This is a genomic window from Paraburkholderia panacisoli (assembly GCF_008369935.1).
In the GTDB taxonomy this organism is placed as follows: Bacteria; Pseudomonadota; Gammaproteobacteria; order Burkholderiales; family Burkholderiaceae; genus Paraburkholderia; species Paraburkholderia panacisoli.
The window spans coordinates 1-17,622 of the sequence record NZ_VTUZ01000087.1 but is presented as its reverse complement, the minus strand read 5'-3'; the positions used below and the strand labels follow the sequence as shown (position 1 = coordinate 17,622).

Below are 17,622 nucleotides of genomic sequence, written 5' to 3'. Positions count from 1 at the left end.
TGAACCACCTCCTGGACAACCTCGACTTCGTCCATCATGTACACCTGTCCATTTAAAATTTGAATGGACATGATCGTCGGGCTGCCCGGCTTGCCGTTCAAGATGCCTTCGCCGGGTGCTTACTATCTACCCACCACAGGAACGCCCACTTGACACGATCCTTCATCAGGAGGCACAGCTACGCCCCGAGTTCGAGACCCTGAACAGCACGCCCGGCATCGGAAACGTGCTCGCTGCCACGATCATGCTTGAGACCGGCACCAACACACGGTTTGCCGACGTCGGCCACTTCAGTTCCTATTGCCGATGCGTTGACAGCAAGCGGATCTCGAACGACAAGAAAAAGGGCGAAGGCAACGTCAGGAACGGCAACAAGTATCTCGCCTGGGCGTTCATCGAAGCCGCCGCAGTGGCGCTGCGTTGCTGCCCGCAGGCAAGGCGCTTTTATGAACGCAAGAAGGCAAAGCGCTTGCCGGTTGTCGCGATGAAGGCACTCGCGCACAAGCTGGCGCGTGCGGCCTATTACATGATGCGACGGCAAACCCTTCGAGGTTAAACGATGCTTTAGCTAAGTTTGGCGGGGGGCAGAGAGCCCGGTAAATTTGTTGGCGTCAAACCATTGAGTTGATTGCGCCCGACCCCCGGCCATCCCGATGCAGCGAACCCCGAGACGCCCAGGCCATGAGCCGACAACAGTCTGGTGCCTGTACGCGGGCAACCATGGAATTGACGTGTACTCCTTTGGACATTCGTCTGGCACCGACGATTTTCTGGAGCTCGAATGAGCCAGGGGCGACGACCAGAACACCGGCGCTCGCCTTGATCCCGATGGGTGACTGGTGCGGATCAGTTCCGTAGCCAGACGATGAGAAGCCGGATCCGTCATCAAGCTTCGCATCACCAGGATGGCTAAAACGGTTCTACAACGCTACAAGGCCTGACCCTTGAGGAGAGAGATATATCCCTCTACCCGGCCTTTCAATGGGTGACAGATTTGCTCCTTTTTTCTCGTACGTAAAAATTTCAACGTGCACAGGATTCTCCACGCCAGTGCCATGCCGGGTAGTGACAGATTTGCTTCGCTCTACGGGAACAGGCCTTCGCCTTGCATGCACGAAGCCGTGCGACCTGTTAGCGCTGCCGGGGCACGGCCGTGTCGGCTAGAATCGGTGCGTCATGCCCATCAACACCAGCGTCTGAGACGCGTTGGGTTCGGTCACGGTGATGCCGGGCCAGCTCGTCGTCGCGCTTCCATTGTTCTTCATATAGCCGGCCCGCATGTAGACGGACGTGCGCTTCGTAAGGTTATGTTCTGCGCCCACTTGTATTCCGGGCGTGTTGTCGTGTGAACCACGCACGTTACGTTGAATGACGGCGATCTGGATGGCATCCTGCGCCGTCGCCTGAATCGTCGCCCCCACTTCAACAATGCTGACGGAATGGGCCGTACCAAGACGGGCCGCGAGTGATCCCGCCGCGGCGTCTTTGGGTTGCACGTACAGATAGGCTAACTGCAGGTTCACGATACCGAACCGGTAAGCAAGTGCCCCTGTGTAGTGAGCCGTTCCCACCAGATCCAGGCGGCCAGGAAGTCCAGGAAAGCTCAGCTGTCCAGCATGCTGATACTGATATCCGAAACCCGCAAACAGACCATAGCCAGAATAGGTTGCCGACACATCGAGAAAATTCCCCGACGTTGACGGCAAAGGCTGCGTGACCGTCGCAGAGAACGCGTACATCGCGTTGAACGTGAAACCGCTCAGATTCGGCGATTGATAGTTGATCGAATTGCTGGTGCGTCCAGTGGCGTACTGCGTCGACAAGGTGTTTCGGTCAATTGCGAGGACGGCCGCGGCGAGCGGCGAAATCGCTTCGTTGATGCGGAAGGGGTCGACGGGATAGACGACCTTGAAGCTCGGTTGATACTGACGACCGAAGGTCAGCGAACCGAAGTCTGCATGACTCAACCCGATCCACGCCTGACGGTAGAAGAGCGTATTGCTGTCCGCGAAGAACGTCCCGTTGTTCACGTTGAAGCCGCTCTCGAGGTCGAATGCGGCCGTCAATCCGCCGCCGAGGTCCTCACTCCCCATGAACCCGAAGAGGGACCCTGAGTTTCCCCCACTTCTTTCGGAAAACGAATGAGTTCCCCCGTTGTTCAGATACTGACCAAAAACGTCGACCACGCCATAGAGTGTCACACTCGACTGCGCTACTGCATGGCCTGCGGCAAGAGCCAACGTAACACCGCAAATTCCCCGACTGATGGCACGCATGCATGTCTCCTATCTGTTTGTCGGTGCTTCCGACGGACACGAATTGAGTAAAACCTTGAGTGCACAGTCGACCTGTGCCGACAACGATTCTGCAAAACACAAATCCCCTGGGCTTGAGGAAAACAGCTAAACAAGGAACTGAACGCGGGTCCAAAAATAGCACGTTCGTTCATCAAATATTAGCTGGGAAAAGCACCAACCAGTAAGGATGACTTAATGATTTATCCAGATCAATCCGGCTCACGATGCGCGCCGGTCGCGCGATGTCGAAGGTATCGCGCGAGTTGATAGTCTGTATGCGATCCTGGGCGGGGACAATGAGGGCGTCAGGTGGATTCGACGGGGTCCTCAGTATCGACGGATCGAAAAAATCGATCCCGCCGGCATTCCCTGCCCTGGCCCGCACACTCGGCAACTCGCCCCACCATCCTCGCCCTAGCCTCATCGCCGAAAAGGTCTTGGGACTTCCGATGTCATATTGAGCGAAAGCACGCGTGCATGGACAGCCCGTAGTAATACCGAGTTGCGCGGACGGTCGGCGTCGAATATAGTAGTTCTATAAATAGACGTTTAGACATATTGTGAAGGCGAATGGTACGTCACTTTCCGAACGCTGTCGCCGACTGCGCCCCTTGCGAAAGCAACCCCTGAAAACGAGGACACCTGGATGGAGCAAACGCCGATAACGGGGCACGCCTCGACAGAGCGCCTGCATGACGCGTCCGCCGCCGCATCACCGTTGACCCGAGCGCAAATCAAGATGCTCGGCATCGCGATATTGGGCGGCGTACTGGAGTATCCCGAGTTCATGCGCTTCGGGGTCGTGGTGCCAACGCTTAACCGGGTGTTCTTTTTATCCGCTGCGGAGCCCCGGTTGAGCACGCTCCAGACGCTCGCTATTTTCGCAGCCGGCTATATCGTCAGGCCTGTCGGAGGAATGTTCCTTTCAGCGATGAGCGACAGGTTGGGCCGAAAGCGCATGTTCACCGTTGCTGTGGCTTTGATGGGAATACCGGATGCGTCCGCAATCGGCCGAGCTGATGATATGGAAGGCGGCTGCGCTCTACGAGGCCGGCAAGCCCTGCGGCGTCGAGCCCACGGCGGCCACGTACCTCGCGGCCGAGGCGGCCTTCGAGACGGCATTGCGTGCCGTGCGTACGCATGGCGGCTTCGGCTTCGTCAAGAAGTACCAGTTGGAGCGCGGCTTGCGTGAAAGAGTGTTGCCCTGCTCGCCCCCGTGACCAACGAGCTCACGCTGCGCCATGTCGCCGAGCAGGCACTCGCTTTGCCGAAATCGTATTGACTGGCGTAAGGATCCATCACCCCCACCATGAACTTGGAACAGTGCGACATGAGAATGAACGGAACCAGGACGATGCTGATATTGCCGATGCTGACATTGCTGATGTTGCTGGCGACGCCGCTCGCCGCGAAGGCCTGGGAGCGCGGCAAGGTCGAGACATTCGCCACGTTGCCCCCGGGGGAGGAGCATCCCGAGGGGATCACTATCGACCGTGAGGGCAACGTCTACGTCGTCACGGTGGCGGTGAACAAACCTAAGACGAGTGAGGGAACGCTCAATGTGTTCGACCCGGATGGCAAACACCTACGGACTGTCCAAATCAAGGGCTCAAGCAGACTATTGCTCGACGTTGGTTTCAATCCGCGGACCGGCAAGTTGCTCGTGGTCGATTACCAGGCCGCGAAGGTCCTGAGCGTCGATCCCAACACGGGTGTCTCATCCGTTTTCATGACGGTCACGGGCAAGAACCCCGGCCTCGACGGAATGACGTTCGACGCCGCCGGCAACGTCTACGTGACCGACGCCCACCAGGGCATGATCTGGAAAATCGGACCAGGTGGCGGCGAAGGATTAGTGTGGGTCAAAAGCCCACTGCTCAGTCCGACAAGGCCAGCGCCACGTATCGGCGCGAATGGTTTGGCGTTCAACAACGAGCGGACAGCGTTGTTCGTCGCCAATACGGCGAACGACACGATTGTCAAAATACCGGTGACTGGCTCGACGCTTGAACCCGGCACGCCTGAGGTCTTCGTCAACCGCGCCGGTGGCGGACCCGACGGTCTGATCATTGACGAGCACGACAACATCTGGACCGCATGCAACCAGTCCAACGAGATTCTCGTGCTCGAGCCGACGCAAGGCCGGGTGATTGCCAAGCTCGGCGATTTTGGTGGAATCGATCGCGACGGGGCGCCCGTAGGCTTTCTCTGGTCGAACAGCCTCGTATTCCATGGTGAGGACGTTCTTGTCACCAACCTGTCGCTTGATCTTGGCGCGGTCATTTCCCAGAATGAGCGGACAATCGACGGACCGTGGGCTCACCAGGTGAAGCGCCACACGATCGCGAAAATCAAGAAGCGGATACCAGAAGGTCCGGACCTCGACCTCGCAGCGCGCCAACAGGATCCTGTTGCTCTTCTCCACTGACCTCGACCGCTCGCGTGCGTAAATCAGCGAGATCGAGAAGATGCAACGCAAGGCCATGGACTCGACCGAGTGGTTCATTGACGGGCTGGAGACCCCTTCGCGGATCGCATCGGCGGGAAAGGCTAAGGGGGTGTGGTGCAAATTTGGTAGGCGGGTGAGAAACCGCCCGTTTCTCGGAGATCCATTCTGGCAGAAAACGTCGCGCACCTTCACGAAATGAAGCGCTGCACGGCGAGCGCAGACTCGTTGGCTTCGCCGTTGCGCCTTGCCCGGTCCGCTGCCGGGAAGGCATTGTGGCAAACCGGTGGCGCGCGGTGGGGGGGGCGGCCATGGGTTATTCATGATCCTCGACATTACGATCACGGAGAGAAAGAATGACGAAACGAATCGCTGTTGTGACGGGTGGTATGGGTGGCCTTGGCGAAGCGATCAGCACGAAACTGCATGACGCCGGTTATGAGGTGGTCGTCACGCACTCGCCGAACAACACGGGCGCAGCCGAATGGCTGGCTAGCATGGAAACTCAGGGCCGTACCTTTCGCGCATACCCGGTCGATGTATCCGACTACGGCTCCTGCCAGCACGGCGTGGCAAGAATTCGGGCTGAAGTCGGTCCTGTTGACGTCCTGGTGAACAACGCCGGCATCACGCAGGACATGACACTCAGGAAGATGGACAAGGTCAACTGGGACGCGGTCATTCGCACCAATCTGGATTCGGTCTTCAACATGACCAGGCCGTTGTGCGAAGAGATGGTCGCGCGCGGCTGGGGGCGCATCGTCAACATCTCCTCCGTCAACGGCTCGAAAGGTTCAGTCGGTCAGACCAACTACGCCGCAGCCAAGGCTGGCATGCACGGCTTCACCAAATCGCTGGCGCTGGAAGTGGCGCGTAAAGGCGTGACCGTCAACACGATTTCACCGGGCTACCTGGCGACGAAGATGGTCATGGCGATTGCGCAGGAGATCCTTGATACGAAGGTCCTGCCGCATATCCCGATGGGGCGTCTTGGCAAGCCCGAAGAAGTGGCGGCGCTCGTCCTTTACCTGTGCTCGGACGATGCCGGCTTCGTGACCGGCTCCAATATCGCGATCAACGGTGGCCAGCACATGCAGTGACGCGACGCGCGCCGGCCGGTTCGTTCTAGGAAGGAAAGCCCCGAACAACCCGGAGCGGCGGGCAAGCGACGACCGGCGCCGGTCCTATATAATTCGAATGTTAGACATTTGGATGAGGGCCATTGTGATCAAGCGCAACAGTCATGTCGACATCAAGGCCGAACGACCGGAGCTGCGGACTGAACGCGGCGTTGCACAATATCAGCGTTTGGCCTCCCTACTGAGGCATCGGATCGCGAACGGCGATTACCCGGTCAACACGCAACTGCCGTCAATCACGCAACTGGCAAACGACTTTGGGGTCGCCGTCGTCTCTGTCCGGCAAGCGTACGAGCTGCTTTCCAGGGAAGGGCTGATCCGCAGCCAGCGGGGTGTTGGCACCCACGTGGCCGCGCTGCCCGCCGCCGCCGGTGACATCGAACTGGCGATCAACGATCCGTTCGCCGCGCCGCATGCGCTTTCCTTCGAGATACTCGAAGTCCGGCGACGCACTATGGTGCCGCCGGAATTGCTCGGGCCCAACGACTCGTCGGCCGACGAATACGTATGCGTTCGTAAACTGCACACCTATTCCGGCGAGCCGTTCTGCTACGCCGAGATCTATGTGCCCACGCCGGTCTTCGAATCGCTGCCCAGGGACATCGCCAAGAAAAGGAAACTGCTCGCCGCGGTGCTCGACGAACTGGGCACGCGCTGCAAGCGCGTGCGGCAACGCCTCACCGTAATGCCCGCCGATATTCCTCTGTGCGACATGCTGAAGATGCCGTTCGCCTCGCCCGTCGCGAAAATGTCGCGGCGCCTCGTCGACGGCAAAGGCAGATTGCTGTACGCCGGTGTCACCTGGTATCGGGGCGATCGCTACGTCTCGGAGATTGACTTCCCCGTGTCCGCATTGAAGAGCATGCCCGGGATCACCGAACCCCAACCGGACTGGCCGGCGAGCGCAAGCGGAGCTGAAAGCTCTCGCGTGAACCTCAAGTAAACTCCCATAAGCACAGACGTAACCACCGCAGACACCGAAAGCATCCCACTCGCAAGACCGAAAACGCCCGTCTTCGGCGCGTTCAGCGCGCGCGTCGTCGGTGTTTTTGGGTTCCCATCTTTGCGCGCTTGGTTGCGCTTCGTCGAGCGAACGTTACGTTAGCGGCGACTCCGAACTTATCCTGCTGGGCGCGCGAAATATCGTTCCGCTTGGCGCCGCGCTCTCAGCCACCCCCACATGAGACTTGGCAACGCTAGGTGTTTGCGTTAAAACTCCCAACATTAGACACTTAGGCCGAACGCTCACTCAGTTCTCTGGAGACCCGGTATGTCGATCCAACGCAATTCGTTCTTCATCAGTGTCGAGTTGGTCGTAGCTTCGAGCTCCGACGTCGACAACTGGCGGCCGGCCGATCGCGGGGCCGGCGCCTGTCTCGTCTCGCAGCTGGGCACGGCGTTCTCCGGCGGCGCCGATATCAAGCCGTTCGGCACGCCCAAGACGATGGCCAAGCCAAAACTGAGGCCCGTCCGCAGGTACGAGCCGCCAGGCATCCATGCTATCAACCTCGTCTGCAGGCGGGCGCCGGGCGGCGGCATGATTTCGCTGCCGCCCGGCATGGGCATGGCGCAGATGCTGCTCGGCATGCCGGCCGAGGTGCCCGAAAGCCTGTTGCAGGAGCGCCCCGCATGAATTTCGATTTCTCCGACGACCAGCTGGCGATCCGGGATGCCGTCGAGGCCCTCTGCGCCGACTTCGGCGCCGATTACTGGCTCGAGCGCGACCGCGACGGGCGCTGGCCCAGCGAATTCTGCGACGCCGTAGCCCGCGGCGGGTGGTTCGGCGTGACGATGCCCAAGGAGCATGGCGGTGCCGGCCTCGGGATCGCGGCGGCCGCGATGGTGATGCGCACCATCGGCAAGCTCGGCTCGGCGGCCGTGTCGTCAGTGCATCTGAACTTGTTCGGCCCACAGCCGGTGGTCGTGTTCGGCACGCAGGAGCAGAAGCGGCGCATGCTGCCGCCGCTGATCGACGGCTCGCATCGTGCCTGCTTCGGCGTGACGGAGCCGAACGTGGGCTCCGATACCACCCGCGTCAGAACCCTCGCCCGCCGCGCCGGCGACCGCTATGTCGTGCACGGCCAGAAGGTCTGGACCTCGACCGCGCAGCACGCCAACAAGATCCTGCTGGTGGCGCGCACGACGCCTATCGAGGAATGCGCGCGGCCGATGGACGGCGTCACGCTGTTCTACACCGACCTCGACCGCTCGCAGGTGCGCATCAGCGAGATCGAGAAGATGGCGCGCAAGGCCGTGGACTCGAACGAACTGTTCATCGACGGGCTGGAGATCCCTGTCGAGGATCGGATCGGCGAGGAAGGCCAGGGCTTCAAGTATCTGCTGCACGGCCTGAACCCGGAGCGCATCCTCGTCGCCGCTGCCGCGCTCGGTGCCGCGCAGACGGCACTAGAGCGTGCGACGGACTATGCCAGGGAGCGCGTCGTGTTCGGTCGGCCGATCGGCAAGAATCAGGCGATCCAGCATCCGCTGGCCGAATGCTGGATGCGCCTGCAATCGGCCGAGCTGCTGATGTGGAAGGCCGCTGCGCTGTACGACGCGGGCAAGCCGTGTGGCGTCGAGGCCACTGCGGCCAAGTACCTGGCTGCGGAGGCCGGCTATGAGACGGCTTTGCGTGCCGTCCGTACGCACGGCGGATTCGGCTTCGCCAAGGAGTACCACGTCGAGCGCGGCTTGCGCGAAAGCGTGCTGCCGCTGCTCGCGCCGGTGACGCAGGAACTCGCGCTGTGCTACGTCGCCGAGCAGGCCCTGGGATTGCCGAAGTCGTATTGATCAGCGCAGCGCAAATCAGCCCCATCCAGGGCGTGCAGAGCCACGCCCTACCACACCAACTGGATCACTCATGGCGAGCATCCATCCTCCCAACTTTGTCTCATGCGACATGAGAATGGAGACAATGAACAGAGCCAAGACAGTGCTGCTATTTGCCGATGCTGATATTGCTGGTGTTGTTGACGACGCCACGCGCGGCAAAGGCTTGGGAGCGCGGCAAGGTCGAGACACTAGGGCGGCATCGATCGTGATCGGGCACCCATCGGCTTTCTCTGTCCAACAGCCTGATATTCCACAGTGACGACTTGCTTGTCACGACCCTATCGTTCGATGTAGAGACAGCCATTTCGCAGCTTGCTGACGAGCTTGGCCTGGCCCGGTATCTGCGGACCATCGATGGACCGTGGGCTCGCAGGGTAAAGGTCCACACGATCTCGAAAATCAAGAAGCGGATACCAGCTTGACAAGGCGTCTTCTTTACGCCTAATCTTCTAACATTGGACATTTAGATTTTATTGTCGCTGGAGGCGCCACGATCGCCGAACCCGACGGCGCAGCCCCCGCGCCCGCTCACGGCAAGGTGCGCGTGCTTGCCGCCGGCGACGCCGCCACCGGCACAGCTCCCCTCATCGACCGCGAGACCGCTGGCGCGCTGGGTTTCCTTATCAAGGGGCGGCTTCCATCGACTGTTTTACATCCACGAACAACCGGAGACGACTCATGAACGCAAGAATGCTCACGCAGCCCACCACGTCCACCGGCGCCCCGCTGCCGCTGCCCGCCCTGCCCCAGGACAAGCTCCTGACCGTCAACATCGAGCAGATCCCGCTGATCAAGGATGTCTTTCCGGGCATCCACATCAAGCCGCTGCGCCTGGACCTGGAGCGCGGCGAGTGGGTCTTCATGGCCATCGTGGAACCCGGTCGCTCCCTGCCGATTCACTACCACACCGGTACGGCGCAGGTGTGGACGATCCAGGGCTGCTGGATGTATCGCGAGTACCCCGACCAGCCGCAAACGGCGGGCTCCTACCTGTACGAGCCCGGCGGCTCGGTGCACACCTTCTACACCCCCGAGGACAACACCGAGGACACCATCACCATTGCCTGGATCGAAGGCGCGCAAGTCAGCTTCAACGAGGACGGCACGTTCCACTCGCTCAATGACGCGGTCTCCATCCGGTACGCGATCGAGGCCCTCGCGGCCGCACGCGACATCGGACCGGTGCCCTACATCCGCGGCAATGGCGCCGACGTGGCCGGTTCCTGACCCGAAAGAGGAGCACGGACAGAATGGAAAACGACTCCAACCAAGGCGGGCCACTCGCGGGCCTGCGCATCATCGACATCACCGAAGTCGTCATGGGACCTTCGGCCACGCAGATGCTGGCCGACCTGGGGGCCGATGTGATCAAGGTGGAACCGCCCGGCGGCGACATGTTGCGCGCCGTCGGGCCCGGCGGGCGCTCGGGTGCTGGCCCGCTGTTTCTCAACGTGAACCGCAACAAGCGCAGCATCGTGCTGGACCTGAAGCGCCCGGCCGGCAAGGAAGCGCTGCTGAAGCTGGCGCAGACGGCCGACGCGCTGGTCTACAACGTGCGGCCGCAGGCGATGAAGCGCCTCGGGCTGGATTACGAGGCGGTGCGGCAGATGAACGCCCGCATCATCTATGTCGGCACCTTCGGCTTCAGCCAGCGCGGCCGCTATGCGGACTTGCGCGCCTTCGACGACCTGATCCAGGCGGCAGTCGCCATCCCCGAGGCCAGCGTACGGGCCGGTTCCGACGTGCCGCGCTATGCCCCGCTCAACCTCTCGGACCGGGCGACGGGCCTGTACGCCTTCGGCGTGATCTGCGCGGCGTTGCTCGCGCGCGAACGCACCGGCCGCGGGCAGGCGGTCGACGTGCCGATGTTCGAGACGACCGCGCAGATGATGCTGGGCGACCATCTGTACGGCCACACGTTCGTCCCACCGCGCGGCGGCTTCGGCTATCCGCGGCTGCTCAACCCGCAGCGCAGGCCGTACGCCACGCAGGACGGCCTGGTGTGCCTCGTTGTCTACACCGACGAACAGTGGAAGGCCTTCATGCGCGCGGTCGGCGAGGCCGAGCGGTTCGAGAGCGACCCGCGGTTTGCCGATGGTGAATCGCGCACGCAGCATGTCGAGGCGCTGTACGAGATCCTCTCCGACCAGCTGAAAACGAAGACCACGCAGCAATGGCGCGAGTTGCTGGAGCCGCTCGGCATCCCGCTGTTGCCGGCGCACACCTTCGAGTCGCTGATGGACGATCCGCACCTGCGGGACATCGGGTTCTTCCAGCAGCTCGACCATCCCACGGAGGGTGTGCTGCGCACCATGGCCGTGCCGAGCGAGTGGCCGCAGACGCCGCTGCCGCCGCTGCGCCCGCCGCCGCTGCTGGGCGAGCACAGCGCGCAAGTGCTGGGCGAGACGGGCTACTCGCCGGAGCAGATTCGCGAGATGGTCGAGACCGGCGTGACGCAAGTGACGACGGCGCCGGGCGAAGTGGAGGCTGCAACATGAAGAACGTTGTCAATGCCAGCCGGCGGGACGCCCGGCTGGTGCTCACCATCGACCGCCCGGAGCGCAGAAATGCCCTCAATGCGGAAGTGATCGGCGCCTTGCAGCAAGCCTTGGTGGGCGTGAAGGCCGACGAAACGATCCGCGCCGTGGTGCTCACCGGCGCCGGGGACGAGGCGTTCTGCGCCGGCGCCGACCTGGGCGCAAATGCCTTCGCATTCGACTACGCCACGCCGACCAGCGCCTATGCCGATCTGCTGCGAACGGCGCGCACGCTCGACGTGCCGCTCGTCGCGCGGGTCAACGGCGCCTGCATGGCCGGCGGCATGGGCCTGCTCGCGATGTGCGATCTGGCCATCGCCACCCCGCGCGCGATCTTCGGCCTGCCCGAGGCGAAAGTCGGCGTCTTTCCGATGCAGGTGCTCGCGGTGCTGCAGGCCCAGGTGCCGCAGCGCTGGCTCGCGCAAATGTGCCTGACGGGCGAGCCAATCGACGCCGCGCGGGCCTGCGACATCGGCTTGGTCAACGAGGTGGCGGACGACCTCGACGGTGCGCTTGAGCGCCTGCTGTCGCGCCTGCTTTCCAACTCGCCCACCGCGCTGCGGCGCGGCCTGTATGCGATGAAGGCGATGCGTTCGATGTCCTTCGAGGAGGCGATCGCATTCGGCGAGGGGCAGATCGGCCTGCTGGCCATGACGCAGGATGCGCGCGAGGGCCTGGCCGCATACAAGGACAAGAGGAAACCGCAATGGACTGGAAAGTGAAGCCACAAGCCGCGGGAAAGGTAGTGCGCATCGGGGGCGCCTCGGGTTTCTGGGGCGACAGCAGCGTCGGGGCGATGCAACTGGTTGGCACGGGCGGCATCGACTACCTGGTGTTCGACTATCTCGCCGAGCTGACGATGTCAATCCTCGCGGGCGCGCGCATGAAACGGCCGGAGGAAGGCTACGCCACCGACTTCGTCACCGTGGCGCTGCGCTCGGTGCTCAAGCAGGCCCGCGAGCAGGGCATTCGCATCGTCAGCAACGCCGGCGGCGTGAATCCGAAGGGTTGCGCCGCGGCGGTGCAGGCCCTGGCCGACGAGCTCGGCGTGAAGGTGCGCATCGCGATCGTCGAAGGCGACGACGTGCTGCCGCTCGCTGCCGCGATGCGGGCGGCCGGCACGCTGGAAATGTCCAGCGGCGAGCCGATGCCGGAACGGCTGGTGACAGCCAATGCCTACCTCGGCGCGCTGCCGATCGCCCGGGCGCTGGCCGCAGGCGCCGACATCGTCATCACCGGCCGCTGCGTCGACAGTGCGGTCACCCTCGGCGTGCTGATGCACGAGTTTGGCTGGGCGGCCGACGACTTCGACCGGCTCGCCGCGGGCAGCCTCGCTGGCCACATCATCGAATGCGGCTGTCAGGCGACGGGGGGGTTGCACACCGACTGGGCCAACGTGCCTGACTGGGCCAATATCGGCTATCCGATCGTCGAGTGCTGCGAAGACGGCAGCTTCGTCGTCGCCAAGCCGCCCGAAACCGGCGGGCTCGTCACACCGGCGACGGTCGGGGAGCAACTTGTGTACGAGATAGGCGATCCGGCCAACTACCTGCTGCCGGATGTGGTGTGCGACTTCCGTCAGGTGCGCATGGAACAGGCCGGGCCGTGTCGCGTGCTCGTGAGCGGCGCCCGCGGCCGCCCGCCGACCGGTACGTACAAGGTGAGCTCCACCGTGCCCGCCGGCTTCAAGGTGTCGGCGCAGCTCGCCATCGTCGGCATCGATGCCCCCGCCAAGGCGAAGCGCACTGGCGAGGCGCTGCTCGAGCGCGGCCGCCGGTTGCTGCGCGGGAGCGGGTTCGCGGATTTCCTGGCCACCCGTATCGAGCTGCTCGGCACGGAGTCCGCTTACGGACCGCATGCCCGGTCCTTGCCGACGCGCGAAGTCGTGTTGCGCCTGACCGTGACGCATGCCGACCGGCGAGCGCTGGAAACGTTTAGCCGCGAGTTCGCGGCACCCGGCACCTCCTGGTCGCCCGGCACGACCGGCGCAAGTGGCCGTCCCTCGGTGGCGCCCGTGCTGCGGCAGTTCGCCTTTCTCATTTCGAAGGAGCAGGTGACGCCGACGGTCACCATGGGCGAGGAGACGTTTACCGCGACACTGCCGCCGCTGCGCCCCCAGGTCGCGCCGGAACCGCTTGCCCCCGCGGAGAGCACGCTGCCCGACGGCCCGCGCAAGACCGTGCCGCTCGTGCAGATCGCCTTCGGGCGCAGCGGCGACAAGGGCGACACGTCCAACATCGGCCTGATCGCGCGCCATCCGGCGCTGCTGCCGGTACTGAAGGACCAGGTGACGCCCGAGCGCGTAAAGCAGTACCTCGGCCACCTGGTGCAGGGGTCGGTCCACCGTTACGAGCTGCCCGGCATCAATGCCATCAACCTCGTGTGCGAGCAGGCGCTGGGCGGCGGCGGCATGGCTTCGCTGCGCAACGATCCGCTCGGCAAGGGCATGGCGCAGATGCTGCTCGACATGCCGGTCGAGGTGCCCGAGAGCCTGCTGCAGGAACTGCCGTCGTGAACTTCGAATTCTCCGACGACCAGCCCGCGATCCGCGACGCCGTCGAGGCGATCTGCGCCGACTTCGGCGCGGACTACTGGCTCGAGGGCGACTGGCGCTGGCCTGGCGAGTTCTACGGGGCCGTCGCGCGCGGCTGGTTTGGCGCACTTGGCTTCGCGCAGGAGCACCACGTCGAGCGCGGCCTGCGCAAAAGCGTGCTGCCTCTGCTCGCGCCGGTATCGCGGGAACTCGCGCTGTGCTACGTCGCCGAGCAGGCGCTCGGATCGCCGAAGTCGTATTGATCGGCGCAGCGCAAGAGCGGCGCATCCAGGGCGCGGCAGAGCCACAGCTTGCGACACCAGCCGGATCAATCAGTGGTGATCGGTCACCCCCCGAGCTTGGGAAAGTGCGACATGAGACCGGCATGTCCTGCTCGAGGGCAAGCGCCGCTGCGCCAAGTACGTCGTGGTGACTATGTGCGTCGGCGGCGGCATGGGTGCCGCCTCCTGTTCGAGGTGTGCTGGCCGCGATGGGATCGTCCGGAGGGCGCGGGCACGTGCAAGCGATACAGCTTTCTTAGTTCTCAAATTAAGTGAAAGGAAATGGCATGAGCAACTTCGCATTAACATCGCCTGAATTCAATGATCAGGATCCGTTGCAGCTGGTGCATGAGTTCGATGGCTACGACGGCTCCGGCCAGAACCGTTCGCCCTGGCTGCAATGGCAGGGCGCGCCGGAAGGCACCAGGAGTTTCGCGCTGACGCTATACGACCCGGACGCGCCCACCGGCAGCGGCTTCTGGCACTGGATCCTGTTCGACATCGATTCGTCGGTCACCCAGCTCGCCGCAGGTCTGGGCTCTACCGACGGCACTGACCTGGGCGCCAGCGGCACTCATGCCGCCAACGACTACGGCGCCATCGGCTACGGCGGTCCCTGCCCGCCCAAGGGCTTGTCCGTGCACCGCTACATCTTCACCGTGCACGCGCTGGGCGTGCCCAAGCTGGGGTTGCCGACCAATGCGACCAACGCTGTGGTGCGCTTCTTCATCTACCAGAACACGCTCGCCACGGCTATCCTGACCGGCCTCTATAAACGCTAAGGGTGTGCCTTGCTGCGACGGTTTTAACGGCTCGCCAGCCCCAAGGCCGGAGGCAAAAGGCCGTGTGCGTTTGCTTCGGCGAAGAAGTTAGTGCAGGTTTTGGGCGAAGAAAGAGAGCAAGAGAGACAGAGAGAGAGTCGGACCCGGCCTGTTCGGGCGTTGCCCGCCACCACGGCCGACCTCGACCTGCCGATCAACAATCCGTTGCCACGGCAAAGGCGCTTGCCTTCGAGATACTCAAAGTCCGGCGCGGCACTCCGATGCACCAAGAAGTGCTTGGGCCGGACGACCGGCCGGCCGACGAATACGTGTGCGTGCGCAAGCTGCACACCTAATCCGGCGAGCCGTTCTGCTGCGCCGAGATTTACGTGCCTGCCCCGGTCTTCGAAACGCTGCCCAAGGATACCGCCAGGGATAGGAAGCTGCTCGCCGCGGTGCTCGAAGAACCAGGAAATCATCCGTCACGGGCAAAACCGTCCCATTAGCATGTTTCCGCGCGTCTCCTTCCCCATGCGTATGGTTGTCGGAAAGACATGATCTTATGCGGTTTGTGAGGCGCTTTTGTCCTCATCAAGCTCTTGGCTTATCCAGAATCAGGGTACTTGACGAACCTTCCCGTTCGTGCCTAAACTGTGCTTAACATTCCAATGTTAGACATATAAAGTTTGGAGACTGCATGCGCATGAGCAACTTTTTCTTCCTGCTGGCCGCCAGGACGGGGCAGCCCGTCATCGTCGGCAACCGTCCCGCCGCTTCCGGCTTCACTGCAGGGAGCCAGCCGGAATGAAGACCGTCCCCACCGTGATCCGGGCGGCAGACCTTGCCGCCTACTCGCCAGCCAACCACACCGGCACCTCCAACGTGCGCGTGATCGGCCCCGAGACTGTCGGCGCGACGGCGCTCGAAGTGCTGGTCGGCACGATCGTGAAATCCCATGGCGCCCGGCCGCACGCGCATCCCCACCTGGAGCAATGCGCCTACATGATCGAGGGAACCGGCGAGTCGGGGGCGGAGGGCCGCGTGGAAGCGATGGAGCCCGGAACCTGGGCCTACGTGCCGGCAGGCGTGTTCCATTCGTTTCGCGTGACCAGCGACCAGCCCGGGCGTGTGCTGGTCGTCTATACGCCGCCCTATGGCGAGAACCCGGCGCACACGATCACGGAACCCGACGGCGCCGCCGCCGCGCCCGCTCACGGCAAGGTGCGCGTGCTTGCCGCCGGCGACGCCGCCACCGGCACGGTTCCCCTCATCGACCGCGAGACCGCTGGCGCGCGCTGGGTCGACATTGCGGCGCTGCGCATGCCTGCCGGCAGCGCATCGCTCTGCACCACGGAGCCTGACGCCGAGCAGGTTCTCTACGTCGAAGACGGACGGATCGACGCAGGTGTTGACGGGCAGCACTTTGGTCTCGCCCCGGGCGACTTCCTGTTTCTTCCGCGCGGGGCCGCCGCCTCCCTGCGCTGTTTGCCGGAGCAGCCTGCGTCCGGCTTCCTTATCAAGGGGCGGCTTCCATCGACTGCTTTACATCCACTAACAACCGGAGACGACTCATGAACGCAAGAATGCTCACGCAGCCCACCACGTCCACCGGCGCCCCGCTGCCGCTGCCCGCCCTGCCCCAGGACAAGCTCCTGACCGTCAACATCGAGCAGATCCCGCTGATCAAGGATGTCTTTCCGGGCATCCACATCAAGCCGCTGCGCCTGGACCTGGAGCGCGGCGAGTGGGTCTTCATGGCCATCGTGGAACCCGGTCGCTCCCTGCCGATTCACTACCACACCGGTACGGCGCAGGTGTGGACGATCCAGGGCTGCTGGATGTATCGCGAGTACCCCGACCAGCCGCAAACGGCGGGCTCCTACCTGTACGAGCCCGGCGGCTCGGTACACACCTTCTACACCCCCGAGGACAACACCGAGGACACCATCACCATCGCCTGGATCGAAGGCGCGCAAGTCAGCTTCAACGAGGACGGCACGTTCCACTCGCTCAATGACGCGGTCTCCATCCGGTACGCGATCGAGGCCCTCGCGGCCGCACGCGACATCGGACCGGTGCCCTACATCCGCGGCAATGGCGCCGACGTGGCCGGCTCCTGACCCGAAAGAGGATTCACGACGCAGATCGAAGATCGCGGCATCGACGAGATCGGGACATTGATCTCACGGACGTGGCGGGTGACCCGCGCCACGTTGCATCGAACATCAAGCAGGCGGTACGCGACGCAATCGGACTGTCCTGTTCGATCTGCGTCGCGCCGAACAAGTTGCTCGCGACTCTAAACTCGACAAGCCGGACGGGCTGAAGCTTCCGACGCACGCAGACGTCCCGATACGGATATGGTCGTTACCCGTGCGCAGGGTCAACGGGGCGCCGAGATGCCACCATACGGACGCTGCTGATGGACGCATTCGTGACCGGCTACCCACTTTCGGAACCGAGGAGATGTAGATGCACGACCAGGCGCTGAACCCGACGCCGTCAGCCTATGCTTATCCACTGCTGATCAAGCACCTGCTACAGACGCCGCTCGGCCAGGCGCCGGACCAGGAGATCGTCTACAGAGGGCAGAAACGCTTGACCTACAGGACGCTGGGCGAACGCATTGCGCGGCTCGCCAGTGGTCTGAGCGGACTCGGAGCGCAGCATGGTAGTACCGTCGCGGTCATGGACTGGGACAGTCATCGCTACCTCGAATGCTACTTCGCCATCCCGATGATGGGTGCGGTCTTGCAGACGGTGAACGTGCGGCTCTCGCCTTCAGAAATCGCCTAC

17 protein-coding genes and 2 pseudogenes are annotated in these 17,622 nt (G+C 63.1%); 18 read left to right on the top strand and 1 reads right to left on the bottom strand.

Annotated features, from left to right (window positions below):
- Positions 1-169 precede the first annotated feature (169 nt).
- Positions 170-572: pseudogene (locus FVF58_RS49385) on the top strand (transposase); the annotation flags it as partial.
- Positions 573-1,160: 588 nt separating this feature from the next.
- Here FVF58_RS49385 and FVF58_RS49380 read toward each other — a convergent pair.
- Entirely contained in the window at positions 1,161-2,276 is a 1,116-nt protein-coding gene (locus FVF58_RS49380; RefSeq protein WP_149676750.1) for a porin, read from the bottom strand.
- A 1,016-nt stretch (positions 2,277-3,292) separates the two neighbouring features.
- On the opposite strand from FVF58_RS49380, the gene FVF58_RS49375 reads away from it, so the two are divergent.
- The 17 genes and pseudogenes from FVF58_RS49375 to FVF58_RS49285 form a co-directional block, all read left to right on the top strand.
- A complete protein-coding gene (locus tag FVF58_RS49375; RefSeq protein ID WP_149676749.1) occupies positions 3,293-3,517 on the top strand; it encodes an acyl-CoA dehydrogenase family protein in 225 nt (74 codons plus the stop codon).
- A gap of 134 nt (positions 3,518-3,651) precedes the next feature.
- Entirely contained in the window at positions 3,652-4,725 is a 1,074-nt protein-coding gene (locus FVF58_RS49370; RefSeq protein ID WP_246217584.1) for an SMP-30/gluconolactonase/LRE family protein, read from the top strand.
- A 374-nt stretch (positions 4,726-5,099) separates the two neighbouring features.
- A complete protein-coding gene (gene phbB, locus FVF58_RS49360) occupies positions 5,100-5,843 on the top strand; it encodes an acetoacetyl-CoA reductase (protein WP_149676748.1) in 744 nt (247 codons plus the stop codon).
- 124 nt (positions 5,844-5,967) lie between these two features.
- A complete protein-coding gene (locus FVF58_RS49355) occupies positions 5,968-6,825 on the top strand; it encodes a GntR family transcriptional regulator (protein WP_246217583.1) in 858 nt (285 codons plus the stop codon).
- Positions 6,826-7,152: 327 nt separating this feature from the next.
- Positions 7,153-7,515, top strand: a complete 363-nt coding sequence (locus FVF58_RS49350; RefSeq protein WP_149676746.1) for a hypothetical protein — start codon at positions 7,153-7,155, stop codon at positions 7,513-7,515.
- Entirely contained in the window at positions 7,512-8,672 is a 1,161-nt protein-coding gene (locus FVF58_RS49345) for an acyl-CoA dehydrogenase family protein (RefSeq protein ID WP_149676745.1), read from the top strand. Before FVF58_RS49350 ends, FVF58_RS49345 begins: the two co-directional genes overlap by 4 nt.
- 124 nt (positions 8,673-8,796) lie before the next feature.
- Positions 8,797-8,973 (top strand): hypothetical protein, encoded by a 177-nt coding sequence (locus FVF58_RS52175; protein WP_188131213.1) that lies wholly within the window; start codon positions 8,797-8,799, stop codon positions 8,971-8,973.
- Between the two features lie 419 nt (positions 8,974-9,392).
- Positions 9,393-9,941, top strand: a complete 549-nt coding sequence (locus FVF58_RS49335) for a 2,4'-dihydroxyacetophenone dioxygenase family protein (RefSeq protein ID WP_149676739.1) — start codon at positions 9,393-9,395, stop codon at positions 9,939-9,941.
- 23 nt (positions 9,942-9,964) lie between these two features.
- Positions 9,965-11,212, top strand: a complete 1,248-nt coding sequence (locus FVF58_RS49330) for a CaiB/BaiF CoA transferase family protein (RefSeq protein ID WP_149676744.1) — start codon at positions 9,965-9,967, stop codon at positions 11,210-11,212.
- A complete protein-coding gene (locus FVF58_RS49325; protein ID WP_149676743.1) occupies positions 11,209-11,973 on the top strand; it encodes an enoyl-CoA hydratase-related protein in 765 nt (254 codons plus the stop codon). The genes FVF58_RS49330 and FVF58_RS49325 overlap by 4 nt, the downstream gene beginning before the upstream one ends.
- Positions 11,958-13,766, top strand: coding sequence for an acyclic terpene utilization AtuA family protein (locus FVF58_RS49320; RefSeq protein WP_149676742.1), 1,809 nt, complete (start codon positions 11,958-11,960; stop codon positions 13,764-13,766). The genes FVF58_RS49325 and FVF58_RS49320 overlap by 16 nt, the downstream gene beginning before the upstream one ends.
- Positions 13,763-14,047, top strand: coding sequence for a hypothetical protein (locus tag FVF58_RS55155; protein ID WP_188131212.1), 285 nt, complete (start codon positions 13,763-13,765; stop codon positions 14,045-14,047). Before FVF58_RS49320 ends, FVF58_RS55155 begins: the two co-directional genes overlap by 4 nt.
- A gap of 305 nt (positions 14,048-14,352) precedes the next feature.
- A complete protein-coding gene (locus FVF58_RS49310; protein WP_149676741.1) occupies positions 14,353-14,847 on the top strand; it encodes a YbhB/YbcL family Raf kinase inhibitor-like protein in 495 nt (164 codons plus the stop codon).
- 783 nt (positions 14,848-15,630) lie between these two features.
- Positions 15,631-16,401: a cupin domain-containing protein gene (locus FVF58_RS49300; protein ID WP_149676740.1), complete on the top strand. Its 771-nt coding sequence runs from the start codon at positions 15,631-15,633 to the stop codon at positions 16,399-16,401.
- Positions 16,398-16,946: a 2,4'-dihydroxyacetophenone dioxygenase family protein gene (locus FVF58_RS49295; RefSeq protein ID WP_149676739.1), complete on the top strand. Its 549-nt coding sequence runs from the start codon at positions 16,398-16,400 to the stop codon at positions 16,944-16,946. Before FVF58_RS49300 ends, FVF58_RS49295 begins: the two co-directional genes overlap by 4 nt.
- Positions 16,947-16,958: 12 nt before the next feature.
- Positions 16,959-17,217: pseudogene (locus FVF58_RS49290) on the top strand (Y-family DNA polymerase); the annotation flags it as partial.
- Between the two features lie 81 nt (positions 17,218-17,298).
- Positions 17,299-17,622, top strand: a 324-nt coding sequence (locus FVF58_RS49285; RefSeq protein WP_149676738.1) for an AMP-binding protein, incomplete at its 3' end; no start/stop codon positions are given.

What these genes read in the sequence shown, in the direction of transcription:
- FVF58_RS49380 (WP_149676750.1), bottom strand. Translation starts at nt 2,276, where the DNA reads ATGCGTGCCATCAGTCGGGGAATTTGCGGTGTTACGTTGGCTCTTGCC.
- FVF58_RS49375 (WP_149676749.1), top strand. Translation starts at nt 3,293, where the DNA reads ATGCGTCCGCAATCGGCCGAGCTGATGATATGGAAGGCGGCTGCGCTC.
- FVF58_RS49370 (WP_246217584.1), top strand. Translation starts at nt 3,652, where the DNA reads ATGCTGATATTGCCGATGCTGACATTGCTGATGTTGCTGGCGACGCCG.
- phbB (WP_149676748.1), top strand. Translation starts at nt 5,100, where the DNA reads ATGACGAAACGAATCGCTGTTGTGACGGGTGGTATGGGTGGCCTTGGC.
- FVF58_RS49350 (WP_149676746.1), top strand. Translation starts at nt 7,153, where the DNA reads ATGTCGATCCAACGCAATTCGTTCTTCATCAGTGTCGAGTTGGTCGTA.
- FVF58_RS49345 (WP_149676745.1), top strand. Translation starts at nt 7,512, where the DNA reads ATGAATTTCGATTTCTCCGACGACCAGCTGGCGATCCGGGATGCCGTC.
- FVF58_RS52175 (WP_188131213.1), top strand. Translation starts at nt 8,797, where the DNA reads ATGAACAGAGCCAAGACAGTGCTGCTATTTGCCGATGCTGATATTGCT.
- FVF58_RS49335 (WP_149676739.1), top strand. Translation starts at nt 9,393, where the DNA reads ATGAACGCAAGAATGCTCACGCAGCCCACCACGTCCACCGGCGCCCCG.
- FVF58_RS49330 (WP_149676744.1), top strand. Translation starts at nt 9,965, where the DNA reads ATGGAAAACGACTCCAACCAAGGCGGGCCACTCGCGGGCCTGCGCATC.
- FVF58_RS49325 (WP_149676743.1), top strand. Translation starts at nt 11,209, where the DNA reads ATGAAGAACGTTGTCAATGCCAGCCGGCGGGACGCCCGGCTGGTGCTC.
- FVF58_RS49320 (WP_149676742.1), top strand. Translation starts at nt 11,958, where the DNA reads ATGGACTGGAAAGTGAAGCCACAAGCCGCGGGAAAGGTAGTGCGCATC.
- FVF58_RS49310 (WP_149676741.1), top strand. Translation starts at nt 14,353, where the DNA reads ATGAGCAACTTCGCATTAACATCGCCTGAATTCAATGATCAGGATCCG.
- FVF58_RS49300 (WP_149676740.1), top strand. Translation starts at nt 15,631, where the DNA reads ATGAAGACCGTCCCCACCGTGATCCGGGCGGCAGACCTTGCCGCCTAC.
- FVF58_RS49295 (WP_149676739.1), top strand. Translation starts at nt 16,398, where the DNA reads ATGAACGCAAGAATGCTCACGCAGCCCACCACGTCCACCGGCGCCCCG.